Source organism: Bacillus sp. DTU_2020_1000418_1_SI_GHA_SEK_038 (assembly GCF_032341175.1).
Lineage (GTDB): Bacteria > Bacillota > Bacilli > Bacillales > Cytobacillaceae > Cytobacillus.
This window is the reverse complement of sequence record NZ_CP135435.1, coordinates 3,687,750-3,714,618: the sequence shown is the minus strand read 5'-3', so window position 1 is coordinate 3,714,618 and position 26,869 is coordinate 3,687,750. Positions and strand designations below refer to the sequence as shown.

Genomic DNA, 26,869 nt, shown 5'->3' with positions numbered 1-26,869 from the left:
TAAATCAACATATTAAATAGTTTAAAAATAATTCTCTATTAAAGAAGGACTATGGAGGAAACTGTCGAATTAACCATTTCGTAGCCAAAGTTATGATTACTAAAAAAAATATGGTAGTATTTGATTAACGTGTGAAAATATTGGAATGATAATTTTGGTGGTGAAAAAATGGCTTTAACATTTTATTTGTATCCGAAATGTGGTACTTGCCGAAAAGCTAAGAAGTGGTTAGATGATCACCAATTACCCTATGAGGCTGTACATATTGCTGATAATCCTCCTTCCCGCAGCGATCTTGAGGACCTTTACCAAAAGAGCGGTTTGGACATAAAAAAATTCTTTAACACGAGCGGCATGAAATACCGTGAACTCGGTTTAAAGGATAAGGTCAAAACTTTGTCTGATGATGAGTTGCTTGATTTGCTGGCTACCGATGGAATGCTTATTAAGCGTCCAATTCTTTCTGATGGCCAAAAGGTTACCGTTGGTTTTAAGGAAGAGGATTATGAAAAAGCATGGCTTGTTTAAAAAAGGATTGAAAAACGTCCTTGTTTTTGTCATGATGAAGGAAGAGATCGATTTTACGATCAATTAAGAATAATAATGGAGGGGTTAAAATGAACACACCAAAAGAATTACGTTATTCAGAAGAGCATGAGTGGGTAAAAACAGAAGGCGAGCAAGTACGTATTGGAATTACTGACTTTGCTCAATCAGAGCTTGGAGATATCGTTTTCGTTGAGCTTCCAGAAGTTGGAGACGAAGTAACTGCGGACGAGCCTTTCGGAAGCGTAGAGTCTGTTAAAACAGTATCTGAGCTTTACTCACCAGTAAGCGGAAAGGTTGTCGCTGTAAATGAAGATTTAAGCGATAATCCTGAGTTCGTAAACGAATCTCCATACGAAAAAGCATGGATGATTGTTGTTGAGCTTTCAAATACTAGCGAACTTGATAACTTAATGACAGCTGAACAATATGAAGAAATGGTTAAAGAAGACTAATTAATATTTAGTTTGCATTTAGACAGTTTACATAGGTCTGTTTGCATAGAAATGAGAGGGGTTTCCGTATTATGGAAGCTCTCTTTTCATTTTTAGCTCTGTAAATAATAACCCGTTGAGTATAAAAAGCATAAAGACATGTGCCAAACTCATAATAAATATAAAAAGCAGGAGTCCAACACCAACATCAAGAATATTGAATATGGTATGGTATATAAAACCTCCTTGTTAAGGAGATTTATTAGCCCTATGGGTAAAACTACAACTCAGCTCAGGTGATTATAATGGATGAGGCGGTAACGGAAAAGGTTATTATTGTAGAGGGTACGACAGATAAAAGAAAGGTACAGGCGATAGTAAGTGAGCCTGTTGAGATTATTTGCACGAACGGAACGATCGGCGTCACAAAACTGGATGAATTGATCGATATGCTTTATGATAAAGATGTTTTTATATTGGTTGATGCAGATGCAGCAGGAGAAAAGCTTCGGAAACAATTTAAACGAGAATTTCCCGAGGCTGAGCACCTTTATATCGATCGTATGTATCGCGAAGTTGCTACGGCTCCAGAACATCATTTGGCCACCGTGTTATTATCTGCCAATATAGACGTATACACAGAGTTTTTGGATAAAGGATGAGAATCATTGCAAGAACTTTCGCGGGAGGAAATTGAACAGCTTTTCAATAAAAATAAATCAGGCTTCCTATATCTGTACACCCCATTATGCGGAACGTGTCAGCTAGCGAGTAAAATGCTTTCGGTAATAGAAGAACTTATGCCCGAACAGCCAATTGGGAAAGCCGATTTAAATTATTTGTCTGCTTTTTCCGAGGTGCTTGGGATAGAAAGTGTGCCTTGCCTCATTATCGTAAAAGATGGAAATATCCAAGAAAAAATATACGCTTTCCACTCAGTTCCCTACCTACTAGATAAAATGAAAAGTTTCCTTTAAAATGTCAGGTTAATAACACCTGGCATTTTATTATTTAGTTTTTCATAAACCATAATAAGACAAAAAAAGAAGTATCCACCATAAAAACGGTTTAATATATGAAAATAAAAGTTGTATTTCTCGGGAAATGAAAGACAATGCTGAAAATAGTCGAGGCATTGTCTTTTTTTTGCTTTTATCTTGTCGAACAGTAATAAGAGGGATGTCCTTGCTTATGTTGAATGTAGATACTGAAGAAAAATAATCTGTTCGTTTTTAGAGGTGAAGGAAATGGAAAATATGGCAGTTGTTTTTATTGAAGAAGTTAAGAGTAAGTCGCATTTACAGACATTGCTGGCAGACTCCTCTTTTTCAATTTGTATAAAATCCGGAGATTTAGAGATTCCATTAATATTTCGGGAAGGCCATATTTCCATTAATTCTGACGATCAGAAACAACAATTTGATGCAATCATTTCAGGATCTAAAGAAAGTATTCATGCCATTTTAACGGGAAGAGAAAAGTTGAGAGAGGCGATAAGGTGGAAGAAGGTATCCGTTGACTCGACATTCCGTAGGCTATTACTGTTAGAATCTCTTTTCTTTCTCTGTAAAAAATAATTATTTAAATCTGAAATTTCTAAAATATACCTTGACTGCATAAAATCTATATGATAGTATCACTTTAATAACTTGATCATTACAATTAAATATTCTTATCAAGAGAGGTGGAGGGACTGGCCCTACGAAGCCCGGCAACCGGTATTTACGCGGTGCCAATTCCAGCAGAGCATTTGCTCTGATAGATAAGAAGAGATGATATCAACCCTCTTCTTGCGAAGAGGGTTTTTTAAATTCTTCTTTTAAGCAAAAGGAATCAGCAAATCAAAAAAATGCAAACTATTGCAGATTAAAAAGGAGAGAAGAAACATGTCAGAAAAACAAAAAAACTATCGATTTGAAACATTAGGTGTACATGGGGGATTACAGCCGGATCCTGTAACAGGAGCAAGAGCTGTGCCAATTTACCAAAACAATGCTTACCAATTTAAAGACACGGAACATGCAGCTAATTTATTTGGCTTGAAGGAATCTGGGTACATTTATACTCGTATTCACAACCCAACTACTACAGTCTTTGAAGAAAGAGTTGCCCTGTTAGAAGGGGGAGTTGGTGCCTTAGCGGTTGCTAGCGGAATGGCCGCCATTACACTAGCGATTCTGAATATTGCTGAATCTGGGGATGAAATTGTTTCAGCCTCTAACCTATACGGGGGAACTTATAATCTGTTTGCTGTGACATTGCCGAAATACGGCATTAAAGTGAAATTTGTAGATCCCGAAGATCCTGAAAACTTCCGAAATGCCATTACGGAAAAAACGAAGGCTGTCTTTGCTGAAACGATTGGAAACCCAAGCTTAAAGGTGTTAGATATCGAAAAGGTAGCGGAAATCTCACATGAGAATGGGGTTCCACTAATTATTGATAATACATTCGCGACTCCATATTTATGCAGACCGATAGAATACGGAGCAGATATTGTCGTCCACTCCGCTACAAAATGGCTGCTGGGAAATGGAACAACAACTGGAGGAATCATTGTAGACGGCGGAAAGTTCGATTGGAATTCTCCTAAGTTCCCTGGATTCACTCAGCCAGACCCAAGCTACAATAACCTTGTGTATAGTGAGGCATTAGGTGCGGTTGCCTATATTATTAAAGCTAGAGTTCAACTTCTTAGAGACTTTGGTCCTGCATTAAGCCCGCAAAATGCCTTCCAATTTACACTTGGACTTGAAACACTTCATGTGCGGATGAAGGAGCATATTGCCAATACTAAGAAAGTAGTAGAGTACTTAGAAGCTCATCCAGCTATTAATTGGGTCCTGTATCCTGGAAGTGACAATCATCCGGATAAAGTATTAGCGGATAAGTATTTGCCGAAGGGCGCAGGTTCTGTAGTCGTATTTGGAATCGAAGGCGGAAGAGAAGCAGGAGCGGCTTTCATTAATAATCTTGAGCTGTGGGCACATGTTGCAAACGTTGGCGATGCGAAAAGCTTAGTTATTCACCCGGCAAGTACAACGCATCAGCAGCTTGATACAGAAGGGCTGAAGGCTGCAGGTGTTCCTGAGGATCTAGTTCGTCTATCAATCGGAATTGAAAATGCTGAGGACCTTATTGAAGATTTAGAGCAAGCAATTGAGGCAGCAACAGGGATTGCCTCGCTATTAGTAAAAGAATAATTAATTAAGGTTTTTTCATGAGTAAAAAGATATATAATTCCAAATTTTTACCGTTGACGCTATCTTTATCCCATGATACGATATCAATCGTGAATATAAGAATGCTTAATTAAAGTAAAGTGTTAATTGAATATAGATGTAATGCTCTTATCAAGAGAGGTGGAGGGATGTGCCCGATGAAACCCGGCAACCGTCATTTTATGAAATGGTGCCAATTCACACAAAGCAGATTTGCTTTGGAAGATGAGGGGAAGGATAAATTCATTATGCCTTTCTGCTCATAACAGAAAGGCATTTTTCTTTTTTATAGCATTACTATTTCTCTTTATTCATCTATTATGATATTGTAAATGGGATTTAGAGAGGGTGAGCAATTATGATCTCAATCAAAAATGTACAAAAGATATATGCTTCTAAGCAGGGTCAAGTCACCGCAGTAGACAACGTTAATTTAGAAGTTAACGAGGGAGAAATCTTTGGTGTTATTGGCTATAGCGGTGCTGGGAAAAGTACATTAATCCGCATGCTAAATGGACTTGAAATACCATCAAGCGGAAATGTTGTTGTAGCTAATAATGAAGTTTCACATATAAAAGGCAAGAACTTAAGGAAAGCTAGACAGGATATCAGTATGATATTCCAGCATTTCAACCTGCTTTGGTCTAGAACTGTTCGGCAAAATATTGCATTTCCACTTGAAATTGCGGGTGTTGCCAAAGAGGAACGATTAAAACGTGTGGATGAACTCATTAAGCTTGTTGGTCTCGATGGAAGAGAGGATGCTTATCCCTCTCAGCTGAGCGGAGGGCAAAAACAGCGTGTCGGAATTGCCAGAGCATTGGCAAACAACCCGAAAGTGTTGTTATGTGACGAAGCCACATCTGCATTAGATCCAGAAACAACTAATTCCATCCTAGAATTATTAGTGGATATTAATGAGCGTCTAGGTTTAACGATTGTGCTCATCACACATGAAATGCAGGTTATCCGTAAAATCTGTCATCGCGTGGCTGTAATGGAAGAGGGAAGAATTGTCGAGCTGGGACCAGTTATCGATGTGTTCAAAAATCCGCAGCAGCAAATTACAAAGCGCTTCGTTCATCAAATAACAGAGTCTGATCCAGATGAAACGAAGGAAACGATTGAACAAATTACTCAATTATATCCACACGGGCAAATTGTCCAATTAAGCTTTGTTGGTAAGTCCGTTGAGCAGCCGTTAATAACGAATCTAATTCGTGATTTTAATATAACCGTTAATATTCTTCACGGGAAAATATCACAAACGCAAAACGGTTCTTATGGAACACTTTTTATCCATTTAGATGGGGAGAAGCCTGAAATTTTAAAAGCAATTGATTTCATCAAGGCCAAGCAGGTCGGGGTGGAGGTGATTTCGAATGCTTAGTGAATGGTTTCCGAATGTTAAATGGGATAAGATGTGGGAAGCAACTGTAGAAACATTATATATGACGAGCATTTCGGTCATTGCTACTTTCATTCTTGGCATTATTCTAGGTCTATTACTTTTTCTAACTTCGAAGGGCAATATTTGGGAGAATAATTTTATTAATAAAATTATCAGTGCTATTGTTAACATTTTTAGATCCATTCCCTTCCTAATCTTAATTGTGCTATTAATTCCATTTACTATTTTCTTAATTGGGTCGATGATAGGTGAAAATGCGGCACTACCTGCACTAATCATTGGGGCAGCGCCATTTTATGCAAGAATGGTAGAAATTGGGTTAAGGGAAATTGATAAAGGTGTTATTGAAGCAGCCAAATCAATGGGTGCCAAAACAAGCACAATTATCTTTAAGGTCCTATTACCAGAATCGATGCCTGCACTCGTTTCAGGGATTACCGTTACGGCAATTGCTTTAGTAGGTTATACCGCGATGGCTGGTGTTATCGGTGCTGGCGGTCTTGGGAACTTGGCTTATCTGGAAGGTTTCCAAAGAACGAGAAATGACGTAACGCTTATGGCAACAATCATTATTTTGATCATTGTATTTATCATCCAATTTATTGGTGATTTAATAACAAATAAATTAGACAAACGATAAGGGGAGATTAAAATGAAAAAAACATGGTTATCACTTTTACTAACATTTGCTTTAGTACTTGTGCTTGCTGCATGTGGTACAAAAAATGAAGAAAAAGACAGCGGCAATGCAAGTGATGCAGGGAAAGACGAGAAAACAGAAGAAGTAAAAACATTAAAAGTTGGAGCTTCCAATGTTCCGCATGCTGAAATTCTTGAAGAAGCAAAGCCTCTTTTAAAAGAAAAAGGGTTTGATTTAGAAATTATCCCATTCCAGGATTATGTTCTACCTAACAAAGCTTTAGAATCAAAAGAAATTGATGCAAACTACTTCCAGCATATTCCGTATCTTGAGCTGCAAATTAAAGAAAATAACTATGATTTTGTTAATGCAGGCGGAGTTCATATTGAGCCAATGGGTGTTTATTCTAAAAAATATAAAGATCTAAGTGAACTTCCTGAAAATGCACATATTATTATTAGTAACTCAGTAGCTGACCACGGCCGTGTCCTTGCTATTCTTGAAGCTGAAGGTCTTTTAAAGTTAAAAGAAGGCGTTGATAAATCTGCAGCTACAATCGAAGACATTGTTGAAAATCCAAAGAATGTTCAATTTGATACAGATTATGAGCCTTCATTATTACCGCAAATTTTCAACAACAATGAAGGTGATGCTGTTGTCATTAACTCAAACTTCGCGATTGACGCAGGCTTAAATCCATTAGAGGATTCAATTGCTATCGAAGGCAGTGAGTCCCCATATGTAAATATTATTACTGTACGTAATGGTGATGAAAATACTGATGCTATTAAAGCTCTTTTAGAAGTCCTTCACTCTGAGGATATTAAAAACTTTATTCTTGAGAAATATGAGGGTGCAGTTGTTCCTGCATTCTAATAATAAATGTAATTGGAAAAAACTCGCTGATAGGCGAGTTTTTTTATTGCTTATTTTTGAAAAAATGAACGGATAATAAAATTAAAGCGTATGACCACAATATTTTAAGTATGAAAAGGATGTAAGCGTTTTAATCGCCGCCTATCAACTATTTTCGATAAAAATTTCTTGATTTTGCCTTTTGTATTTCGGGAAATATCGGTGTAAAATCTTAACGTGAATTATAAATCCGTGAAAGATGAAAGGATTGGTTTTTATTAACCAGCTGCATTTAAATTATACGAGCTGTATGGAGAAAGCAATGCGCGGTGCCCATGGAGTCGGATATGCATTGTATAGCCAAAAACACGATGTAAGACTGAAGGTTGAAAAAAAGCGTCAGGAAGAATATGTAAAGAGTCAGCGCATGCTCGCAGATTTTGAAAGAAAGATTCATTCTTAGATTAAAACATATATTAATGAAGAAAAGGGGGGTCAGTATTTGTTGCTGATCCTCTTTTTTTACAAATAAGTGCGAAAAAGCATGGCAATTTCATTTGTACATGAACATAATGGTTAAGGGTAACATTAATAAGTGGAATCGAAAAATAGTAGTTCTTTCACCTTAAAAAATAGTATTAGGTTTACACCATCTAGAGAGTGTTAACTGATTGAAAGAGTTGCTAATACTTTTCATTTGTTATAAGATTGTAATGAGAATAAAATGAGAATAGAGGGTTGCGGCACTTTGCCGTAAGATAAAATCTTCTTTTATTGATGGAGGTATTGTAATGGCAGGTTCTAAATTAACAATTAATGATCTTCATGTTGAGATTGAAGGCAAAGAAATATTAAAAGGGGTAAACCTTGAAATTAAGGGCGGAGAAATCCACGCTGTCATGGGACCTAACGGAACGGGTAAATCTACACTTTCCTCTGCAATTATGGGTCATCCAAAATATGAAGTAACAAAAGGAAGCGTTACTTTAGATGATGAAGATGTTCTTGAAATGGAAGTAGATGAGCGTGCACGTGCAGGCCTATTCTTAGCTATGCAATATCCTAGTGAGATTAATGGTGTGACGAATGCAGACTTTTTACGTTCAGCTATTAATAGCCGTCAAGAAGAGGGAAATGAAATTTCTTTAATGAAGTTCATTCGTAAAATGGACAGCCAAATGGAATTCCTTGAAATGGATCCGGATATGGCACAGCGTTATTTAAATGAAGGATTCTCTGGCGGAGAAAAGAAACGTAATGAAATTCTTCAGCTTATGATGCTAGAGCCTAAGATTGCTATCTTAGACGAAATCGATTCAGGTCTTGATATTGACGCATTAAAGGTTGTTTCTAATGGAATCAATAAAATGCGTGGAGAAGATTTCGGCTGCTTAATTATTACACACTACCAACGTCTTCTGAACTACATCACTCCAGACTTTGTACATGTTATGATGCAAGGACGCATTGTAAAATCAGGAGGTCCTGAGCTAGCACAGCGCCTTGAGGCAGAAGGTTATGACTGGATTAAGCAAGAGCTAGGTATTGAAGATGAAACGGTTGGCCAAGAAGCGTAATTGTTAGGAGGATCCTTTATGTCGACAGAAACAAAATTATTTGGTAAGGAGTATGTAAGCTCCTTCTCAAAAGATATGGGTGAACCAGCATGGCTGACAGAGTTTCGCTTGCAAGCCCTTGAAAACTCTGAAAATCTGCCAATGCCAAAACCTGATAAAACGAGTATAAAAAACTGGAACTTAACACAGTTTGAGCAGCATATTGTAGGCAGTGAAGACTACACTTCTTTAAATGAGCTTCCGGAAGATGTGAAAACATTAATTGAGCTTGAAGCTGCTGAACAAAATTTATATATTCAGCGTAACAATAGACCAACATATATTTCTGTTTCAAAAGAACTGCAGGATAAGGGTGTTATTTTCACTGACATCTTTACAGCAGCGAGAGAGCATAGTGATTTACTCCAAAAATATTTTATGACTGAAGGCGTTAAAGCAGATGAGCATAAGTTGACTGCTTTACATGCAGCTTTAGTGAATGGCGGAGTTTTCCTATACGTGCCAAAAAATGTCGAGGTTGCCAAACCAATTCAGGCAGTTTTTGTTCATGATAATGAAAAGGCAACTCTTTTCAATCACGTGATTGTTGTTGCTGAGGATAATAGCTCTGTTACTTATGTTGAAAACTATGTATCCACTATGGAAGCAGCTAGCGGGGTATTTAATATCGTAACGGAGGTTCTAGCTAAATCTGGTGCCAAGGTTCAATATGGTGCAGTTGATACACTAGCTAAAGGATTAACTGGATATGTAAACCGCCGTGGTGTTGCTGGAAGAGATGCTCGTATTGATTGGGCTCTTGGATTAATGAATGATAGCAATACGATCTATGAAAATGTAACAAACTTAATGGGCGATGGTTCATTCGGAGATACGAAAACAGTTGTAGTTGGTCGAGGAGATCAAACGCAAAACTTTACAACAAGCATTGTTCATTTTGGAAAAAATACAGAAGGCTTTATCTTAAAGCATGGTGTGATGAAGGACTCTGCTACATCCATCTTTAACGGAATTGGAAAAATTGAGCACGGTGCATCTAAATCTAATGCAGTACAAGAATCTCGCGTTCTTATGCTGAATGAAAAGGCTCGCGGAGATGCGAACCCAATTTTATTAATCGATGAAGATGATGTAACAGCTGGACACGCAGCATCTGTCGGACGTGTAGATCCGCTTCAACTCTATTATTTAATGAGCCGCGGAATTCCAAAGGCTGAAGCAGAGCGTCTTGTCATTCATGGATTCCTTGCACCGGTTGTAAATGCACTTCCGATTGAGGGAGTTAGCAAGCAACTTGTGGAAGTAATCGAAAGGAAAGTAAGATAATGAATATCCAGGATATTCGCAAACAATTTCCAATATTACATCAGGAAGTCAATGGGAACCCGCTTGTTTATCTGGACAGTGCTGCTACATCACAGAAGCCTGTTCAGGTTATTGAAGCGGTAGATAAATATTATCGTGAATATAACTCTAATGTACACAGAGGCGTTCATACGCTTGGAACGAGAGCAACTGACGGCTTTGAAGGTGCTAGAGAAAAGGTACGTAAATTTATCAATGCGAAATCAACGGAAGAAATTATTTTTACTAGAGGAACAACAACAGCCCTTAACTTAGTTGCTTCAAGCTATGCTAGAGCAAACCTTAAAGAGGGCGATGAAATTGTTATCTCCTATATGGAGCATCATAGTAATATCATTCCTTGGCAGCAAGTAGCGAAACATACAGGTGCCATTTTGAAGTATATACCTCTTCAGGAGGATGAAACGATTTCTCTAGAAGATGTGAGAGAGCTCGTTACAAGTAATACGAAGATTGTATCGATTATGCATGTTTCCAATGTACTTGGTGTTGTGAATCCAGTTAAGGAAATTGCGAAAATTGCTCATGAAAATGGGGCAGTCATGGTTGTGGATGGCGCACAAAGTGCACCACATTTAAAAGTGGATGTGCAAGATTTAGATTGTGATTTCTTTGCATTATCAGGACATAAAATGTGTGGCCCTACAGGTATTGGCGTCCTTTATGGCAAAAAACAATTTCTTGAGAACATGGAACCGATTGAATTTGGCGGGGAAATGATTGATTTTGTCGGATTATACGAATCAACTTGGAAGGAACTCCCTTGGAAGTTCGAAGGCGGTACGCCGATTATCGCTGGAGCAATTGGATTAGGGGCTGCCATTGATTTTCTGCAAGAGATTGGTTTAGATCATATTGAGGCTCATGAGCATAAGCTTGCAGCTTATGCATTGGAAAAAATGTCACAGGTTGAAGGCATCACGATTTACGGTCCGAAAGAAGTATCGAAGCGTACGGGTGTTGTAACTTTTAACCTTGATGATGTTCATCCACATGACGTTGCCACTGTATTGGATGCTGAAGGAATTGCTGTCCGTGCTGGCCATCATTGTGCACAGCCGCTAATGAAATGGCTGAAAGCTTCGGCGACAGCGCGAGCAAGCTTCTATCTGTACAATACAGAAGAAGAGATTGATAAGCTTGTTAAAGGGCTTGTCAAAACAAAGGAGTATTTCAGCGATGTCTTCTAATAATTTAGATACTCTATACAGACAAGTAATCATGGACCATTACAAAAATCCCCGTAATAGAGGGATCCTAGAAGATGATAGCCTAACGATTAATATGAATAACCCGACATGCGGGGACCGAATTCAGTTAACGTTAAAGTTAGATGAGGGAAAAGTAGTGGATGCAAAATTTGAAGGGGAAGGCTGCTCGATTTCCATGTCTTCTGCTTCCATGATGACTCAAGCAATAAAAGGCTTAAATATTGATGATGCATTGAAGCTTTCAGAGGTTTTCTCACATATTATGCAGGGAAAAGAATATGATGTTGATTTAGACCTCGGGGATATCGAAGCGTTGCAGGGTGTTGCCAAATTTCCGGCACGAATTAAATGTGCAACCTTAGCGTGGAAGGCCATGGAAAAAGGCCTAAAAGAGAATTGAAATAGCTATTAAACAAGATGTCTTGGGCTTAAAATATATTTGTAATAGGGGAATCTACCTCTCCTATTGCAATGAATGGAGGAATACGACGATGGCAAAAAAGATGCCTGAAATCGGCGATTATAAATATGGTTTTGCCGACAAAGACGTTTCCATTTTCCGATCAAAACGCGGTTTGACGAAAGAAATTGTTGAAGAAATTTCAAAAATGAAGGAAGAGCCACAATGGATGCTTGACTTCCGTTTGAAATCATTAGAGCATTTCTACAACATGCCTATGCCGCAATGGGGCGGAGATTTAGCGTCATTAAACTTTGATGAAATTACGTATTATGTTAAACCATCTGAAAAAACTGAGCGTTCTTGGGATGAAGTTCCTGAAGAAATCAAGCAAACGTTTGATAAGCTTGGAATTCCAGAAGCGGAACAAAAGTATTTAGCAGGGGTTTCTGCTCAATACGAATCAGAGGTTGTTTACCATAACATGCAGGAAGATCTTGTAGCACAAGGGATCGTATTTAAAGATACGGATTCCGCTTTACGTGAAAATGAAGACATCTTCCGTGAGCATTGGGCGAAGGTTATTCCTCCAACAGACAATAAGTTTGCGGCTCTAAACTCTGCTGTTTGGTCAGGCGGATCTTTCATCTACGTTCCTAAAGGAATTAAGGTTGAAACGCCATTACAGGCTTATTTCCGTATCAACTCTGAAAACATGGGTCAGTTTGAGCGTACTTTAATCATTGTGGATGAAGGCGCACATGTTCACTATGTAGAGGGCTGTACAGCTCCTGTTTATACAACAAACTCTCTTCACAGTGCTGTTGTAGAAATCATCATTAAGAAGGATGCGTATTGCCGCTATACAACGATCCAGAACTGGGCAAACAACGTGTATAACCTTGTGACAAAGCGTGCTGTTTGTGAAGCGAATGCCACAATGGAATGGATTGATGGAAATATCGGTTCCAAATTAACGATGAAATACCCAGCAGTTATTTTAAAAGGAGAAGGCGCTCGTGGAATGACACTTTCCATCGCATTAGCAGGCAAAGGTCAGCACCAAGACGCAGGAGCAAAAATGATTCACCTTGCTCCAAACACTTCTTCAACAATCGTATCGAAATCGATCTCTAAACAGGGCGGTAAAGTAACATACCGCGGAATCGTTCAATTCGGCCGTAAAGCTGATGGCGCACGTGCCAATATCGAGTGTGATACGTTAATTATGGATAATCAATCAACTTCTGATACAATTCCATACAATGAAATCATGAACGATAACATCTCTTTAGAGCACGAAGCAAAGGTTTCTAAAGTGTCTGAAGAACAATTATTCTATCTCATGAGCCGCGGTATTTCCGAGGAAGAAGCAACTGAAATGATCGTAATGGGCTTCATCGAGCCATTTACGAAAGAGCTTCCAATGGAATATGCGGTTGAAATGAACAGATTGATTAAGTTCGAAATGGAAGGTTCAATTGGTTAATATATGAATAGGAAAATCCGCTTGCCAATTTGGTGAGCGGATTTTTTAAAACTAAATTGTCTTAGCTCAAAATATGCTAATATGTTTCTGAAGGAGGTGTTCCCTATGATTCTAATCGGAGTAGCAGGATGGGGAGATCATGACAGCTTATATACTCAAAATATTTCTCCACGGGATAAATTAAAGGAATATAGCGGCTATTTTCCTGCGGTTGAGGTGGATGCGTCATTCTATGCTGTACAGCCAAAAAGAAACTCAGAAAGATGGGTGAGAGACACTCCTGAATCCTTTCAATTTATCGTAAAAGCCTACCAAGGTATGACGGGGCATGAAAGAGGCGAAATTCCTTTTAAAGATAAGGAAGAAATGTTCGCTGCTTTTAAAGGCTCTTTACAGCCTTATATTGAAGGAAATAAATTAGCTATGGTCCTATTTCAATTTCCGCCATGGTTCGACTGTAAGAAGCAGAATGTAGATTATTTACGCTGGTGCAAAGAAAAGATGGGGGACCTTCCATGTGCACTAGAATTCAGGCATCAATCATGGTTTAAACCTGAGTATAAGGAAAAAACGATTCAATTTATGAAAGAAGAAAATTGGATTCATTCTATTTGTGATGAACCACAGGCTGGAGAGGGATCTATACCAACTGTGTTAGAAACAGTAAATAATGAGAAAGTGCTCATTCGCTTTCATGGAAGAAATGTTCATGGATGGCAAAAGAAAAACGCAGAAAACTGGCGAGAAGTCAGATACTTATATCGCTATAATCATCAAGAGCTTTCCGAATGGGCTAAGCATCTTAAGAAATTAAAAGACGCCTGCAAAACGCTATATGTTGTATTTAATAATAATTCTGGTGGAGACGCAGCGGACAATGCCTTACAGCTTATTGATTTATTGAATATAGAATACAAGGAATTAGCCCCGCGGCAATTAAATCTTTTTTAGCTGACAGTTATAAATAATTCCGCAAACTAGTCTAGTAAGTAATACACGCTTTCCCTTAGCCATGCATATTTTGATATGGGAAGGGAAAGGAGTGTTTATTCATTGATTGATTTAAAGCCGATTGACATTCAGGGACACTCGTTTCTATGTGTCTCGGTGCAATTGCCAAAAACAAATCTACTTGTTGTGACAAACGATAAAGGATATATTATGTGCGGTGCTCTTGATGTGGCATTATTAAATGAGAAGCTTAAAGACCGGAAAGTCATCGCTGGAAGAGCAGTAGGCGTGAAAACGATTGATCAGCTTCTCGATGCACCACTTGAATCAGTCACTTACGAAGCTGAGGCTCTAGGAATCCATAAAGGGATGGCTGGAAGAGAAGCGCTGCTAAAAATGGTTTAGGCATGCCGGTATTAGGCTGCCTTTTTTCTGTGAAAATAATCTTTTATCTGTTAGTAGGTATAGATCATTACTTGAGTGGTCATCCTAAATTTGACAATAAGAAAGCTGAGCTACCTTGTGGAGAGGTATCTCGTATATATTATTGTGGACTTGGCTATACTAACTAGTTTGTAGCGGTTCTTTATATAGCTCTTTGTTGATTAACATAGAGTAAATCGTACGAAGCATTCGATGGCCTGTGGCTACGAGTGCTTTTTTCTTTCCTCTTCTTGCTGCAGTAGACCAATATTTTAGTGCGAACCATTTATTTCTACTTCTCGATGCAGCCCAAGCAGCTTCACATAAAGCAGATTTAATATGAGGATTCCCTTTAGTTGTACGTGTACTCTTTCTCTTTCCTGCACTCTCGTGATTTCCTGGGGATAATCCTGCCCAAGAAGCAAGGTGCTCAGATGAAGGAAACTGGCGCATATCTACCCCGATTTCTGCGATAATTACCGAAGCGGTATTTTTACTTATACCTGGTATAGACGTTAGGATAGCTACTTCCTCTTGGTAGCTTTTAAGTATCTGGTCAATTTTTTGGTCAATTTCATCGGTCAGAGACTCCAAGTATTCAATATGCTTCCAAGACTGTCTGATTAAAAAAAGTTGATGATTGTTAATCGTTCCAAATAAGGAATCGGAAATACTTTGTTTTTTGTGTTGCATCCGTCCATGAATAGAGGATTCTACTTCTTCCTCATCTATATAGCCTTTTTCTAGAAGACGTGCAAGCAACTTTCGGCCAGACACTCCAAAGACATCGGAGATGACGGAACTTAGCTTAATATTCGAACTCTCAAAAGTTTTTTGAATACGGTTCTTTTCAGAAGTGATATGTCCTATCCACTTTTTTCGAAGTCGAGTAAGATCCCGAAGCTCACGTATGTCTGAGGGTGGAATAAAACTTTTTTCTATCAAACCTACCCTTAACAACTTGGCTATCCATTCTGCATCACTTACATCGGTCTTACGACCAGGGACGTTCTTAATCCTTTGGGCGTTAGCTAAGGTGATATCAAAAAAGTCTTCCAGAATATTAAACACTGGCTTCCAATAAACACCTGTACTTTCCATCGCAAGGTGTGTAACTTGTTTTTCTTCTAGCCATTTTAAGAGACGAAATAAATCTTTTGTAAAGGTAGGGAAAGTCTCAATCTCAGTTGTTAACTCGTTATCATCGTTCCCTTTAAGTACACAAACAACAATACTTTCCGCATGAACATCTAAACCTGCACAACGTTCCAACAATACTTCCATCATAACCACCTATTCTTAAACAAGATCATAAACAGGGAACGAGTTTGACAATAAGTATTTTTCTGTCCGTAGTCACCCGATTGCAGGTGCTCACAAAGGGTTGAACTCCAAACTCATTCAAGCAGTTTTTGTTACAGGATCGAGGTCACCAAAAAAAGACACGCACTGAACCTGCTTATGTCATCTATCAGTATGGACGGGGTTTAAACATTTTCATGCCTGGGTTGGGAGTAAAATTTAATCATGTTAGTTTTTGTTGTATAAGAGCTACAGTCACGATTTTCGAAATTAGTGTCCAATTTTCTTCATTAATAATTACAAAAGAAATTTTAGGACTTATGTCAGTTGAAATTTCCCTCGATAAAAGGTTAATGTAGAAATAATAGGAAAAATGTCGCAAAAACAAGAATAATATTCTAGATAAATTCATGATTTTGCAAAATCTCAACCCAGAATGTAAATGTCATTGGCTTCATTTCTCTGCGCTGGTGATTACTCCGTACATCAAGGCTTGTTCAATGAATCCAACGACAATTTAGTTTAACATAGAAAAAATAGTACATAAATTTCCAACAAAAATATGATAGTAAATTATGCAACGAAAAGGTGTATTACATGAGACTAGTCGGGACAGCATCAGTTGACGCCGGAACAATTCTTGCAAAAGCGATATACAATGAAAAAGGTCAAATATTGCTAAATAAAGGAATTATCTTAAAAGATTCAATGATACAGCGTCTTCAAGATTTGGGAATAACTTATATTTTTATTAAAGACAGTGAAACTGAGGATATAGAGTACGAGGGCACACTTTCGGATTCCATGCGCAGGGAAGCAATACAAACGATATGCTCTACATTTCAGGAAATACAAAATGATCTTGATATAACCAATTCGTTTGTGGTAGAACAGGCTTCCAAGCGATTTTCTGAAATAATTCGGTATCTTTTAACTGAAATAAAAGAGAAATCGGAATTATTGAATTTAATAGCAGATGCATATACATACGATAATTATATTTTTACCCATTCTCTGAATGTAACACTTTATTCATTGGCAATCGGTATGGAGTTAAGACTTTCAACGAAAGAACTTGAGATACTAGGGCTTGGCGCTATTTTTCATGATATAGGCAAACTAAAAGTATCATTAGATATTTTGCTTAAGCCCGAAAAGCTGACGGATATTGAGTATGAGGCAATCAAACAGCATGCAGATGAGGGATTCCAAATTTTGAGGAAAGTGCATACGATTCCCCTCTTAGTAGCCCATTGTGCCTATCAGCATCATGAACGCCTGAATGGAACAGGCTATCCTAGAGGTTTGCTAGGACCTGACATTCATTATTTTGGAAAAATAATTGCTGTAGCAGATGTGTTTGATGCAATCACCTCTAATCGAGTTTATAGAAAAGCGATGCTCCCAAGTGAAGCACTCGAAGTTCTTTATGCTGGTTCGGGATCATTATTTGATCAAAAAGTGGTAGAAGCTTTTCGACTGGCGGTTGCTATTTATCCAGTTGGTTTGTCGGTTGTTTTAAATGATGGAAGAAAAGGAATTGTTTCAGGACAAAATACTGGCTTAGGAGACCGGCCCCATATTCGAATCATGGAGCATCATGGAGAAAAAGTAATTCCTTATGATATTGATTTAAAGCAGGAGTTAAACGTCATTATTATTAGCTGTGATACTGCTTTTAAATGATCAGCTTGAAACAGAGTTACTATTTTGATATATTTGTAGAGACATTCAAATAAACCTTATCAAGTCCGGTGAGGTAGAGGTGCCAAATTCAAGAGTAGACTGTATGAGGATGACAACGATGACTACAGTTAAAAGGGAATTTTGCCGAAGTAAAATAAATGGTGTCAACCATTATTTTGCTGGGGTTACTTTGAACAAGAGTAACACTGTCATTATGAGGGAAAAGTATTCGTAAACTGAAACAGCCTTCATATTGGGGAGCTACAGATCGTGATGGAGAAACTAATTGCTTATGATGAGTAATGGTAGACTTTTCTCTATCGTTACTCTTTTTTATTTGGCTCTATCACCTTTCATGATTCCCTCCCACAAAAAATAAGGAGGAAAAACATTGTGGAGAACACAGTTTTTTCACTGATACCCCCGCTGCTGGCTATCGTTATGGTTATTATGACTAGACGGGTATTGCTTTCATTAGGAGTGGGGATAGTATCAGCAGCTTTTATATTAGGTGAGTTTCGCATTACAAACACCTTAGCAATTATTTATGATTCTGTTAAGGGGATTTTCGTTGCAGATGGAAAGCTAAATACATGGAATGTATATATCATTATGTTCCTGCTCATTTTGGGAATGATCACAGCTTTTATTTCTATAACTGGCGGAAGCCGTGCATTTGGAGAATGGGCTATGAAACGGGTGAAAACTCGTGCAGGTGCGCAAATTGTCGGGGCAGTTTTAGGTATTATTATTTTTATTGATGATTATTTTAACGCACTGGCTGTTGGGCAAATATCCCGGCCTATTACAGATAGGCAACAAGTATCCCGGGCAAAGCTTGCCTATTTAATTGACTCAACCTCTGCCCCTGTTTGTGTCGTTTCACCAGTTTCGAGCTGGGGGGCTTATATTATTACGCTAATCGGAACTATTTTAACAGCGAATCATGTAACAGAGTACTCAGCCTTTTCGGCTTTTCTGCAAATGATTCCAATGAATCTCTATGTTTGGACCACGTTAGCAATGGTATTCATTGTAGCCTTAAGAAATTTCGAAATTGGTCCAATGAGAATTCATGAGATTCGCGCCGTGAAAGAGGGTTTAGTCTATGACCCGGATAAACCGCTTGCTGGAGAATTAAAAGATGATCTCCCAACAAGCACAAAGGGAACTGTCGGTGATTTACTATGGCCAATTATAACGTTAATATTGGGCACTGTTGGAATGATGTTTTGGACGGGGTATGAAGCTACAGAAGGGACAGCAACTATTATCAAGATTTTTGAAAACACAGATGTTTCGAAGTCCCTTATGATCGGCGGGCTTTTAGGTTTATTTGTAACTATGGCGATGTTTTTCCGCCAAGCCTTTGTTTTAAAAGGGGTAGATGGCGGCATTTTAGGCAAAGGACTTCTATCTGGCATGAAATCGATGCTGCCGGCGGTTTATATTCTATTGTTTGCCTGGACCATATCAGATTTAATCGGACGATTGGAAACAGGACTATATATGGCTAACATCGTTGAAAACTCCAACATGAATATTGCCTTATTGCCGTTTATTTTATTTATATTAGCAGGCATTATGGCATTCAGTACTGGAACATCATGGGGCTCTTTTGGTATATTGCTCCCGATTGCTGGCCATATTGCTGCAGCAACAGACATCAATCTTTTATTGCCAGCTATGGCAGCCGTTTTAGCTGGAGCTGTTTTTGGCGACCATTGTTCACCTATTTCCGATACAACAATACTCTCTTCAACTGGTGCTGGCTGCAATCACATTGATCACGTCATGACACAGCTGCCTTATGCTCTAATTAGCGCAGCTATCTCAGCTGTAGGCTATTTAATATTAGGTTTTACAGGCAGCTCTTTACTTGCTCTATTGGCAGTAGCTTTCATGCTATTAATAGTGATAATAGTTGCTGGGAAAAAACAGAAAAACCTTGCGTTGTAATTTGAATAATATTTATTTTGACCTTTCCGAATACGGGAAGGTCTTTTTTTCACTAATAAAATTTTCATGTAAGTTCCTTTTTAAACGTGAAAATACTCTTATATTAAGAAGTGTACTAGATTATTCCTAAAAAAATACTATTTCAAAAATATTGTTTTGACAGACTAATCGAAAAATAATATACTATCAATATATTAAATAAATAGTCAGAAATATTTTAATTCCTAATCTATTTGCTTAAATTAGGAAAATAGACTGACTAGTAATAGAAGGTTGCAGATAGATTATTCTATACTAATTAATCTAGCTCAAAAATACCTTTCTATGTTTTAAAATATTTGAACAAACAGAAATAGAAAAAAGGGGGAAAACTAAATGGTTTTCAAGAAAAAAATCACATCAGTCTTAATGGCTACAACATTAATGGCTGGTATCCTTGCTGGATGTAGTGGCAGTAAGGAAGCAGGTTCAGGCGGTTCTAGTTCTAAAGAGGGGGATACAATTAAAATCGGTGCTAACTTAGAACTTTCAGGTCAAGTAGCATCATATGGATCAGGAATTGCTTCTGGAGTGGAACTTGCTGTTGAAGAAATCAACGCAGCTGGCGGTGTAGATGGAAAGAAAATTGAACTTGTCAAAGTTGATAATAAATCAGATGCAGCTGAAGCAACAAATGCTGCCATTAAATTAACAAGCCAAGATAAAGTTACAGCAATCATCGGTGCTGCTACAAGTGGTAACACAGTAGCACAAGCGCAAATTGCTAACGACAATAAGACTGTTCTTATCTCACCATCTGGTACAAGCCCAACTGTAACTGTACGTGAAGATGGATCTGTAAATGAGTTCGTTTTCCGTACTGCGTTTATCGACCCATTCCAAGGAACAGTTGCAGCGAACTTTGCTCTAAACGATGCTAACGTCAAAAATGCAGCAATCTTTGCTGACAATGCTAGTGATTACGCAAAAGGTCTTGCCGCTTCATTTAAATCAACTTTTGAAGCAGCTGGCGGTACAATTGTTTCAGAAGAATCATATGTTGCTAAGGATACAGACTTCCGTTCAACATTAACTCGTATTAAAGCTTCTAATCCAGAATTCATTTTCATTCCTGGATATTATGAAGAAGTAGGTCTTATCGTTAAACAAGCTAGAGAAATGGGAATTACAGTTCCTTTAATGGGAGCAGACGGCTGGGATTCTCCTAAACTAGTTGAATTAGCTGGTGCAGATGCATTAAACAATACTTTCATTATCAACCACTATTCTGCTGAAGATCCAGATGAAACAATTCAAAAGTTTGTTAAAGCTTACGGGGATAAAAATAGCGGCAAATCACCAGATGCCTTCAACGCACTTGGTTATGACACAGTTTACCTTCTTGTAGACGCAATGAAGCGTGCTGGCACTACATCTGATTCAGAAAAAATTAAAGATGCTCTTGCTGCTACTAAAGATTTAGCTTTAATCACAGGAACAATTACAGTTGATGAGAATCACCACTTAATTAAATCTGCATCCGTTCTAGAATATGTAGATGGTAAGCAAAAATTCAAAACAAAAGTTAATCCTTAAGATTAACCACAGGAAATGGGGGGATTATCCTATCCTCCCATTTTCCATTCCTAATGGTAAAAATTTTGTCGAAAAGCAGTCATAGCGCTTAAGCTTTTTTTAAATGTCCAGCCTTAGCGCATACGCTTTTCTAAAATTGTCTAGCTTCAGCGCCTAGGGGCTCTTGGGTCTAAGCCAATCCGCGAAGAAGGTTAAACTACAACCTTCCCGATGGCTTGTCTTGTGCTTGAGGCCAGCAGGATCCGGGGCATGCAGACGTTGCCACAGGACGTGGCGCTTTTAGTCTGCGTTCCTTCAAGGATCAAGGCGCATACGCTTTTCTAATAAGGGAGTGAGTATTCATGGAATGGTTACAGCAATTAATAAACGGTATTTCACTCGGCAGTATTTATGCATTAATTGCATTAGGCTATACGATGGTTTATGGAATTATTAAATTAATAAACTTTGCACATGGCGATGTTTTTATGATCGGTGCGTTTATTGGGTTTTATGCCATCGCTGGATGGGGATTAGGATTTTTCCCAGCATTATTACTCGCGATGACAGTTTGTGCAATTTTTGGGGTTCTCATTGAAAGAATTGCCTATAAGCGCCTCCGCAATGCAACTCGAATAGCCGCTTTAATTACGGCAATCGGGGTTTCCCTTCTTATCGAATATGGAGTAATTTACATTCGAGGTGCGCAGCCAGAAGCTTATCCAAATGTTTTTACAAATAAATCCTTTGATGTATTTGGTGCTCAAATCAGCAGTCAATCTCTATTAATTCTCTCCGTTTCAATTATTCTAATGATTATTTTGCAATTCATTGTTCATAAAACAAAAATTGGTAAGGCGATGCGTGCGGTATCACACGATATGGACGCAGCTCGTTTGATGGGGATTAATGTAAACAATACGATATCTGCTACATTTGCAATTGGTTCAGCGATGGCAGGAGCTGCAGGTGTTATTTTTGGTGTCTATTATACAAAAATTGAACCGCTAATGGGAATTATTCCTGGATTAAAAGCATTCGTTGCCGCCGTTCTAGGGGGAATAGGGATTATACCAGGAGCGATGGTTGGAGGACTTGTGCTTGGAGTCGTTGAAACTGTTGTTAGCGCTTTCGGTTTCTCTTTATGGAGAGATGCAGCAGCATTTATTATTCTCATTTTAATCCTATTATTTAGACCATCGGGCATCTTCGGTAAGAATGCTAGAGAGAAAGTGTAGGTGAAAGAATCTATGAAAAAGGCAAAAGGATTTTGGCTATTTTTAATTTTATCGGTCATCGTCTACGGAGTTGCGCAATTTCTGATTAGTGCTGGAATCTTAAACGCGTTTTATTCAAATACACTCATCTTTATAGGCATTAACATCATCTTGGCAGTCAGCCTGCACTTAGTGATCGGGGTTACAGGGCAGTTTTCGATTGGACATGCCGGATTTTTAGCTGTTGGTGCTTATATTTCAGCAATATTTACGATGAAGCTTCATCTTCCACTTCCAATTGCTTTAATTGCTGGCGGAATCATGGCAGCAGTAGCGGGACTTATCGTTGGGATTCCGAGCCTTCGTTTAAAAGGTGACTATTTGGCCATTGCAACTTTAGGTTTTGCAGAAATTATCAGGATTGTATTCCTGAATATTGATTATGTAGGTGGAGCTGCTGGTATGCAGGTTTCCCATTTAACAACTTGGACCTATACGTTCATCTGTCTGTTTGTAACGATTTTGGTCATTATGAACTTTACAAATTCAAGACATGGACGTGCGTGTATTTCTGTTCGTGAGAATGAAATTGCTGCGGATGCGATGGGGATCAACACGACCTATTATAAGGTTATCGCGTTTGCGCTCGGCTCGTTCTTTGCCGGCATTGCGGGCGGCTTGTATTCTCATAACTTCTATATTATTCAGCCAACGAACTTCGGATTCTTAAAATCCTTTGATATTTTAATATTTGTTGTACTTGGCGGGCTAGGAAGCTTATCAGGGGCGGTTATTTCAGCGATATTATTAACATTAGTTTCTACATTCTTGCAGGATTATCCGGAAACTCGAATGATTATGTACAGTCTTGTCTTAGTTATCGTGATGTTATACCGTCCTCAAGGACTAATGGGTACTCGTGAAATCACTGATTTATTCAAGTGGAAAAGCGCGAAAGGAGGTAGCTAGAATGGCCCATACACCCTTACTTCAGGTTAAAGAAGCAGGCATTCAATTTGGCGGATTAAAAGCTGTTCAAGGATTTAGCATGGAAATCAATCAAGGTGAGCTAGTTGGGCTAATTGGACCGAACGGTGCAGGAAAAACAACAAGCTTTAACTTACTGACTGGTGTTTATGTGCCAACAGAAGGAGACATTCTGTTAGAGGGAAAACGTCTAAATGGGCTGCCTCCATATAAGGTAACACGTCTTGGGATTAGCCGTACCTTCCAAAATATCCGTCTTTTCAATGAGCTTTCTGTTCTGGATAATGTTAAAGTTGCTTATCATTCTTTAGCAAAGCACTCAATTGTAAGCTCCATTTTCCGTCTTCCTTCTCACTTCTCGGGAGAAAAGGAAATGGAAGAAAAGTCAATTGAGTTCCTTAAAATTTTCCAATTAGAAAATTTTAAGGACGAAATGGCAAAAAACCTTCCTTATGGTCAGCAAAGGAGATTGGAAATTGCGAGAGCACTAGCTGCAGGACCAAAGCTTCTATTGCTTGACGAGCCAGCAGCTGGAATGAATCCGCAAGAGACGCATGAGCTCATGGAGTTAATTGCGTTTATCCGTAATGAATTTGATCTGACGATTTTATTAATTGAGCATGATATGAACTTAGTTATGGGTATCTGTGAAAGAATTTATGTGCTGGACCATGGACAGCTAATTGCCGCAGGCACACCAGAAGAAATTCGTAATCATCCGAAAGTCATCGAGGCTTACTTAGGTGAGGAGGTTACTGTCGACAATGCTTAAAGTAGATAAAATTGACGTATTTTATGGGAATATACAAGCCCTTAAAGGGGTTTCTTTAGAAGTAAATGAGGGAGAAATTGTTACCCTTATTGGTGCGAACGGAGCTGGGAAAAGTACGCTGCTGAAAACTTTATCCGGACTTCTTAGGCCGAAAAATGGAACCATCCAATATTTAGGTGATTCTATTGGCGGAAAGGCTGCTCAAGGCATAGTGAAGGCGGGGATCTCACATGTACCAGAGGGACGGCGTGTATTTGCAAACATGACCGTTGAGGAAAACCTAGAACTAGGAGCCTTTTTAAGAAAAGATTCAAAAGAAATTCATAAGGATATCGAAAAAGTTTATGAAACTTTTCCACGATTGCTAGAGCGCCGAAAACAGTTGTCAGGAACACTATCTGGCGGGGAGCAGCAAATGTTAGCCATGGGAAGAGCGATTATGGCAAGACCAAAGCTTCTTTTACTTGACGAGCCTTCCATGGGTCTTGCTCCATTAATGGTTAAAACAATTTTCCAAATTATTGAGGATATTAACCGTGAAGGTACAACAGTTCTGCTAGTAGAACAAAACGCGCATATGGCTTTATCTATTGCTAACCGTGCTTACGTAATTGAAACAGGCCGTGTAACGGTTTCTGGTACTGCAGCTGAACTGCAGGCAAGCGAAGATATCAAGAAAGCCTACTTGGGTGGACATTAGAAATAAAGCTTTTTAGAAGGGGAACGACTCCAAGAGTCAGTCCCCTTCTTTTATTTTTTTTTGTTTCGTTCCTGTCTTTCCCATAATCGTAAGTGAGGATACGGATCAAATGACCATTCTGTAAAGCCATTGTCTTTGTAGATACCATAATGCAAATGAGGCGGGAATTTTCCTGAGGTGCCAGGCGGTCCATAACCAGAACTTCCAACCCCACCGATTAACATCCCGGGCTCGACAATTTGTCCTATTTTCAAGTCCTTCGCAAAACCGCTTAAATGGGCAAAATAATGGTAATTATTATTAATATCCCGAATCCCAATTCTCCAGCCGCCGAAGCGATTCCAGCCCTTCATTTCGATAATTCCATATGCGGTTGCCCTAACAGGGACACCATAGCCAGCAAAAATATCCGTTCCTTCATGGATTCTTCTTCCACCCCAGCCACGGGCAGCACCCCATGTGTTTTTATAAGTATAGTGGCTTCTTAATGGAAGCGGAAATACACGATCATCTAGATCCAATCTTCCAAAATGCTTATAAAGTCTAGCTTTTCCAACAATGATGCTAACCGTTTTATCCCGTTTATAATAATCCCATAAGCCTATTTTGATATTATCATGATCCCTTCCGTACGAAAGAAGATGATGGGCAAACGTATAGAGAACATCTACATCATTTGTTAAACTTGCTTTTCCATCCCCATCGCCATCCATGCCCTTTCCGTTAAAAAGCTGTAAGGATAATAGGTTATCGTCAGTCGGATCAAGATTTAAAGGTCCTGCCCATTCTTCAGGCTTGAAATAAATTCCAGTTAGCCCCTCAGCTTTTGGGATGTCTCTTCTAGCCTGCCTTACATTACGTTCATATTGGTCAATTCCGGCAAGATAATACCAAGGAATGTGAGTGACAGCTTCAATCCTTTTATATAATTCCATACGGCTTTTGTATACTTCATTCATATCAGTTTGGGCATTTCCATTCCAAGGGTAAAATAAAGAAAGAAGCAATGTTAGAATAACAATTAATTTAATCCTCAAAGTAATCCTCCCTTCCTCACTCATATGCTTGTTTAGTTTGTGATTTTTGAAAAAATAAATCTATATCAATTATTGGTAATCGAAATATTGCAACTTGTCCTTTTGTAACCCCATGTGTTAAAGTTGCATCATATGAGTGTAATTTAGGTATTCAGGCACCTTGCCTTTTCAAAAAGGAGTGGAGAGTTTTGAGCAAAAAAGAGGAATACATACGTAAGCCGGAGTGGCTAAAAATAAAGCTTAACACGAATGAAAACTATACCGGTTTAAAGAAAATGATGAGGGAAAATGGTCTTCATACAGTATGTGAAGAAGCGAAATGTCCAAATATTCATGAATGCTGGGCAGAAAGAAGAACGGCTACTTTTATGATTCTAGGGGATACTTGTACACGTGCCTGCCGTTTCTGTGCGGTCAAAACAGGATTGCCTACTGAATTGGACTGGCAGGAGCCGGAAAGAGTCGCAGACTCCGTTGTGCTGATGAACTTAAAGCATGTTGTTGTGACAGCAGTGGCAAGGGATGATCTAAAAGATGGCGGAGCAGCTGTTTTTGCAGAAACCGTAAGAGCAATTAGAAGAAAGAACCCATTCACAAGTATTGAAGTATTGCCGTCAGATATGGGCGGAGTATATGAAAATTTAAAGACATTGATGGATGCACGTCCTGATATATTAAACCATAATATTGAGACGGTTGAGCGCCTTACTCCAAGAGTGAGAGCACGGGCTCAATATCACCGTTCGTTAGAATTTTTGCGCAGGGCGAAAGAACTGCAGCCAGATATTCCGACAAAATCCAGCTTAATGGTAGGTCTGGGAGAAACAAAAGAGGAAATCATTGAAACAATGGACGCTTTAAGAGCGCATAATGTTGATATTATGACGATTGGCCAATATTTACAGCCATCGAAAAAGCATCTGAAGGTAGAAAAATATTACCACCCGGATGAGTTCCAAGAGCTAAAGGAAATTGCCTTAAGCAAGGGCTTTAATCATTGTGAGGCAGGTCCGCTTGTTCGTTCATCCTACCACGCTGATGAACAAGTTAATGCTGCGGCTAAGCGTCAGCAGGAGCTTGGAGAAATCGAGCTTAAAGAAGCATAATAAAAAGAAGGGTTCAGCAGCCGATA

27 protein-coding genes and 3 riboswitches are annotated in these 26,869 nt (G+C 38.7%); of the genes, 25 read left to right on the top strand and 2 right to left on the bottom strand.

Annotated features, from left to right (window positions below):
- Nucleotides 1-168: 168 nt before the first annotated feature.
- The 17 genes from RRV45_RS18580 (at nt 169) to RRV45_RS18500 (ending at nt 14,505) form a co-directional block, all read left to right on the top strand.
- Entirely contained in the window at nt 169-528 is a 360-nt protein-coding gene (locus RRV45_RS18580; protein ID WP_315666141.1) for an arsenate reductase family protein, read from the top strand.
- A gap of 89 nt (nt 529-617) precedes the next feature.
- Nucleotides 618-1,001, top strand: coding sequence for a glycine cleavage system protein GcvH (gene gcvH / locus RRV45_RS18575; protein WP_315666140.1), 384 nt, complete (start codon nt 618-620; stop codon nt 999-1,001).
- 284 nt (nt 1,002-1,285) lie between these two features.
- Nucleotides 1,286-1,642, top strand: coding sequence for a toprim domain-containing protein (locus RRV45_RS18570; RefSeq protein WP_315666139.1), 357 nt, complete (start codon nt 1,286-1,288; stop codon nt 1,640-1,642).
- A gap of 6 nt (nt 1,643-1,648) precedes the next feature.
- Nucleotides 1,649-1,957: a thioredoxin family protein gene (locus RRV45_RS18565; RefSeq protein ID WP_315666138.1), complete on the top strand. Its 309-nt coding sequence runs from the start codon at nt 1,649-1,651 to the stop codon at nt 1,955-1,957.
- 270 nt (nt 1,958-2,227) lie between these two features.
- A complete protein-coding gene (locus RRV45_RS18560; RefSeq protein ID WP_315666137.1) occupies nt 2,228-2,557 on the top strand; it encodes an SCP2 sterol-binding domain-containing protein in 330 nt (109 codons plus the stop codon).
- Between the two features lie 92 nt (nt 2,558-2,649).
- Nucleotides 2,650-2,749: riboswitch (SAM riboswitch) on the top strand.
- A 117-nt stretch (nt 2,750-2,866) separates the two neighbouring features.
- A complete protein-coding gene (locus RRV45_RS18555; RefSeq protein WP_315666136.1) occupies nt 2,867-4,183 on the top strand; it encodes an O-acetylhomoserine aminocarboxypropyltransferase/cysteine synthase family protein in 1,317 nt (438 codons plus the stop codon).
- Nucleotides 4,184-4,327: 144 nt separating this feature from the next.
- Nucleotides 4,328-4,433, top strand: a riboswitch (SAM riboswitch).
- Between the two features lie 126 nt (nt 4,434-4,559).
- Nucleotides 4,560-5,591, top strand: coding sequence for a methionine ABC transporter ATP-binding protein (locus RRV45_RS18550; RefSeq protein ID WP_315666135.1), 1,032 nt, complete (start codon nt 4,560-4,562; stop codon nt 5,589-5,591).
- Nucleotides 5,584-6,252, top strand: a complete 669-nt coding sequence (locus tag RRV45_RS18545; RefSeq protein WP_315666134.1) for a methionine ABC transporter permease — start codon at nt 5,584-5,586, stop codon at nt 6,250-6,252. Before RRV45_RS18550 ends, RRV45_RS18545 begins: the two co-directional genes overlap by 8 nt.
- Before the next feature lie 12 nt (nt 6,253-6,264).
- Complete coding sequence (locus RRV45_RS18540; RefSeq protein ID WP_315666133.1) at nt 6,265-7,128, top strand: MetQ/NlpA family ABC transporter substrate-binding protein; 864 nt, start codon at nt 6,265-6,267, stop codon at nt 7,126-7,128.
- A 247-nt stretch (nt 7,129-7,375) separates the two neighbouring features.
- Nucleotides 7,376-7,570, top strand: coding sequence for a hypothetical protein (locus tag RRV45_RS18535; protein ID WP_315666132.1), 195 nt, complete (start codon nt 7,376-7,378; stop codon nt 7,568-7,570).
- Between the two features lie 328 nt (nt 7,571-7,898).
- Entirely contained in the window at nt 7,899-8,684 is a 786-nt protein-coding gene (gene sufC / locus RRV45_RS18530) for a Fe-S cluster assembly ATPase SufC (protein WP_315666131.1), read from the top strand.
- A gap of 18 nt (nt 8,685-8,702) precedes the next feature.
- The gene (gene sufD, locus RRV45_RS18525; RefSeq protein ID WP_315666130.1) at nt 8,703-10,010 is read left to right on the top strand and encodes a Fe-S cluster assembly protein SufD; all 1,308 of its coding nucleotides are present in this window, start codon (nt 8,703-8,705) and stop codon (nt 10,008-10,010) included.
- The gene (locus RRV45_RS18520) at nt 10,010-11,239 is read left to right on the top strand and encodes a cysteine desulfurase (protein WP_315666129.1); all 1,230 of its coding nucleotides are present in this window, start codon (nt 10,010-10,012) and stop codon (nt 11,237-11,239) included. Before sufD ends, RRV45_RS18520 begins: the two co-directional genes overlap by 1 nt.
- Nucleotides 11,229-11,660 (top strand): Fe-S cluster assembly sulfur transfer protein SufU, encoded by a 432-nt coding sequence (gene sufU, locus RRV45_RS18515; protein ID WP_315666128.1) that lies wholly within the window; start codon nt 11,229-11,231, stop codon nt 11,658-11,660. The genes RRV45_RS18520 and sufU overlap by 11 nt, the downstream gene beginning before the upstream one ends.
- Nucleotides 11,661-11,751: 91 nt before the next feature.
- Nucleotides 11,752-13,149 (top strand): Fe-S cluster assembly protein SufB, encoded by a 1,398-nt coding sequence (gene sufB, locus RRV45_RS18510; protein WP_315666127.1) that lies wholly within the window; start codon nt 11,752-11,754, stop codon nt 13,147-13,149.
- A gap of 105 nt (nt 13,150-13,254) precedes the next feature.
- Nucleotides 13,255-14,100: a DUF72 domain-containing protein gene (locus RRV45_RS18505; RefSeq protein ID WP_315666126.1), complete on the top strand. Its 846-nt coding sequence runs from the start codon at nt 13,255-13,257 to the stop codon at nt 14,098-14,100.
- A gap of 102 nt (nt 14,101-14,202) precedes the next feature.
- Nucleotides 14,203-14,505 carry a YunC family protein gene (locus RRV45_RS18500; protein WP_315666125.1) on the top strand — a complete coding sequence of 101 codons (303 nt, stop codon included), beginning with the start codon at nt 14,203-14,205 and terminating at the stop codon, nt 14,503-14,505.
- Between the two features lie 159 nt (nt 14,506-14,664).
- Here RRV45_RS18500 and RRV45_RS18495 read toward each other — a convergent pair whose 3' ends face one another.
- On the bottom strand, nt 14,665-15,807 hold the full coding sequence (locus tag RRV45_RS18495; RefSeq protein ID WP_315668941.1) for an IS110 family RNA-guided transposase: 1,143 nt from the start codon (nt 15,805-15,807) through the stop codon (nt 14,665-14,667).
- Nucleotides 15,808-16,422: 615 nt separating this feature from the next.
- Here RRV45_RS18495 and RRV45_RS18490 point away from each other — a divergent pair.
- The 7 genes from RRV45_RS18490 (at nt 16,423) to RRV45_RS18460 (ending at nt 24,700) form a co-directional block, all read left to right on the top strand.
- Nucleotides 16,423-17,511 carry an HD-GYP domain-containing protein gene (locus RRV45_RS18490; RefSeq protein ID WP_315666124.1) on the top strand — a complete coding sequence of 363 codons (1,089 nt, stop codon included), beginning with the start codon at nt 16,423-16,425 and terminating at the stop codon, nt 17,509-17,511.
- Between the two features lie 66 nt (nt 17,512-17,577).
- Nucleotides 17,578-17,783: riboswitch (Lysine riboswitch) on the top strand.
- A 121-nt stretch (nt 17,784-17,904) separates the two neighbouring features.
- Nucleotides 17,905-19,470 carry a Na+/H+ antiporter NhaC family protein gene (locus RRV45_RS18485; protein WP_315666123.1) on the top strand — a complete coding sequence of 522 codons (1,566 nt, stop codon included), beginning with the start codon at nt 17,905-17,907 and terminating at the stop codon, nt 19,468-19,470.
- Between the two features lie 375 nt (nt 19,471-19,845).
- A complete protein-coding gene (locus tag RRV45_RS18480; RefSeq protein WP_315666122.1) occupies nt 19,846-21,045 on the top strand; it encodes an ABC transporter substrate-binding protein in 1,200 nt (399 codons plus the stop codon).
- A gap of 341 nt (nt 21,046-21,386) precedes the next feature.
- Nucleotides 21,387-22,262, top strand: coding sequence for a branched-chain amino acid ABC transporter permease (locus tag RRV45_RS18475; protein ID WP_315666121.1), 876 nt, complete (start codon nt 21,387-21,389; stop codon nt 22,260-22,262).
- 12 nt (nt 22,263-22,274) lie between these two features.
- The gene (locus RRV45_RS18470) at nt 22,275-23,210 is read left to right on the top strand and encodes a branched-chain amino acid ABC transporter permease (protein ID WP_315666120.1); all 936 of its coding nucleotides are present in this window, start codon (nt 22,275-22,277) and stop codon (nt 23,208-23,210) included.
- Between the two features lies 1 nt (nt 23,211).
- On the top strand, nt 23,212-24,000 hold the full coding sequence (locus tag RRV45_RS18465) for an ABC transporter ATP-binding protein (RefSeq protein WP_315666119.1): 789 nt from the start codon (nt 23,212-23,214) through the stop codon (nt 23,998-24,000).
- The gene (locus tag RRV45_RS18460) at nt 23,993-24,700 is read left to right on the top strand and encodes an ABC transporter ATP-binding protein (RefSeq protein ID WP_315666118.1); all 708 of its coding nucleotides are present in this window, start codon (nt 23,993-23,995) and stop codon (nt 24,698-24,700) included. Before RRV45_RS18465 ends, RRV45_RS18460 begins: the two co-directional genes overlap by 8 nt.
- 50 nt (nt 24,701-24,750) lie before the next feature.
- Here RRV45_RS18460 and RRV45_RS18455 read toward each other — a convergent pair whose 3' ends face one another.
- Nucleotides 24,751-25,731, bottom strand: a complete 981-nt coding sequence (locus RRV45_RS18455) for a M23 family metallopeptidase (RefSeq protein ID WP_315669084.1) — start codon at nt 25,729-25,731, stop codon at nt 24,751-24,753.
- A 194-nt stretch (nt 25,732-25,925) separates the two neighbouring features.
- Between RRV45_RS18455 and lipA the strand changes: the two genes are divergently transcribed.
- Nucleotides 25,926-26,843, top strand: a complete 918-nt coding sequence (lipA, locus tag RRV45_RS18450) for a lipoyl synthase (protein WP_315666117.1) — start codon at nt 25,926-25,928, stop codon at nt 26,841-26,843.
- Nucleotides 26,844-26,869: the final 26 nt, after the last annotated feature.

Excerpts from the sequence above, each read along its gene's own strand:
- gcvH (WP_315666140.1), top strand. The coding sequence starts at position 618 with ATGAACACACCAAAAGAATTACGTTATTCAGAAGAGCATGAGTGGGTA.
- RRV45_RS18580 (WP_315666141.1), top strand. The coding sequence starts at position 169 with ATGGCTTTAACATTTTATTTGTATCCGAAATGTGGTACTTGCCGAAAA.
- RRV45_RS18475 (WP_315666121.1), top strand. The coding sequence starts at position 21,387 with ATGGAATGGTTACAGCAATTAATAAACGGTATTTCACTCGGCAGTATT.
- RRV45_RS18560 (WP_315666137.1), top strand. The coding sequence starts at position 2,228 with ATGGAAAATATGGCAGTTGTTTTTATTGAAGAAGTTAAGAGTAAGTCG.
- RRV45_RS18520 (WP_315666129.1), top strand. The coding sequence starts at position 10,010 with ATGAATATCCAGGATATTCGCAAACAATTTCCAATATTACATCAGGAA.
- RRV45_RS18540 (WP_315666133.1), top strand. The coding sequence starts at position 6,265 with ATGAAAAAAACATGGTTATCACTTTTACTAACATTTGCTTTAGTACTT.
- RRV45_RS18480 (WP_315666122.1), top strand. The coding sequence starts at position 19,846 with ATGGTTTTCAAGAAAAAAATCACATCAGTCTTAATGGCTACAACATTA.
- sufD (WP_315666130.1), top strand. The coding sequence starts at position 8,703 with ATGTCGACAGAAACAAAATTATTTGGTAAGGAGTATGTAAGCTCCTTC.
- sufB (WP_315666127.1), top strand. The coding sequence starts at position 11,752 with ATGGCAAAAAAGATGCCTGAAATCGGCGATTATAAATATGGTTTTGCC.
- RRV45_RS18465 (WP_315666119.1), top strand. The coding sequence starts at position 23,212 with ATGGCCCATACACCCTTACTTCAGGTTAAAGAAGCAGGCATTCAATTT.
- RRV45_RS18550 (WP_315666135.1), top strand. The coding sequence starts at position 4,560 with ATGATCTCAATCAAAAATGTACAAAAGATATATGCTTCTAAGCAGGGT.
- sufC (WP_315666131.1), top strand. The coding sequence starts at position 7,899 with ATGGCAGGTTCTAAATTAACAATTAATGATCTTCATGTTGAGATTGAA.
- RRV45_RS18545 (WP_315666134.1), top strand. The coding sequence starts at position 5,584 with ATGCTTAGTGAATGGTTTCCGAATGTTAAATGGGATAAGATGTGGGAA.
- RRV45_RS18490 (WP_315666124.1), top strand. The coding sequence starts at position 16,423 with ATGAGACTAGTCGGGACAGCATCAGTTGACGCCGGAACAATTCTTGCA.
- RRV45_RS18505 (WP_315666126.1), top strand. The coding sequence starts at position 13,255 with ATGATTCTAATCGGAGTAGCAGGATGGGGAGATCATGACAGCTTATAT.
- RRV45_RS18495 (WP_315668941.1), bottom strand. The coding sequence starts at position 15,807 with ATGGAAGTATTGTTGGAACGTTGTGCAGGTTTAGATGTTCATGCGGAA.
- RRV45_RS18470 (WP_315666120.1), top strand. The coding sequence starts at position 22,275 with ATGAAAAAGGCAAAAGGATTTTGGCTATTTTTAATTTTATCGGTCATC.
- RRV45_RS18460 (WP_315666118.1), top strand. The coding sequence starts at position 23,993 with ATGCTTAAAGTAGATAAAATTGACGTATTTTATGGGAATATACAAGCC.
- RRV45_RS18570 (WP_315666139.1), top strand. The coding sequence starts at position 1,286 with ATGGATGAGGCGGTAACGGAAAAGGTTATTATTGTAGAGGGTACGACA.
- RRV45_RS18555 (WP_315666136.1), top strand. The coding sequence starts at position 2,867 with ATGTCAGAAAAACAAAAAAACTATCGATTTGAAACATTAGGTGTACAT.
- sufU (WP_315666128.1), top strand. The coding sequence starts at position 11,229 with ATGTCTTCTAATAATTTAGATACTCTATACAGACAAGTAATCATGGAC.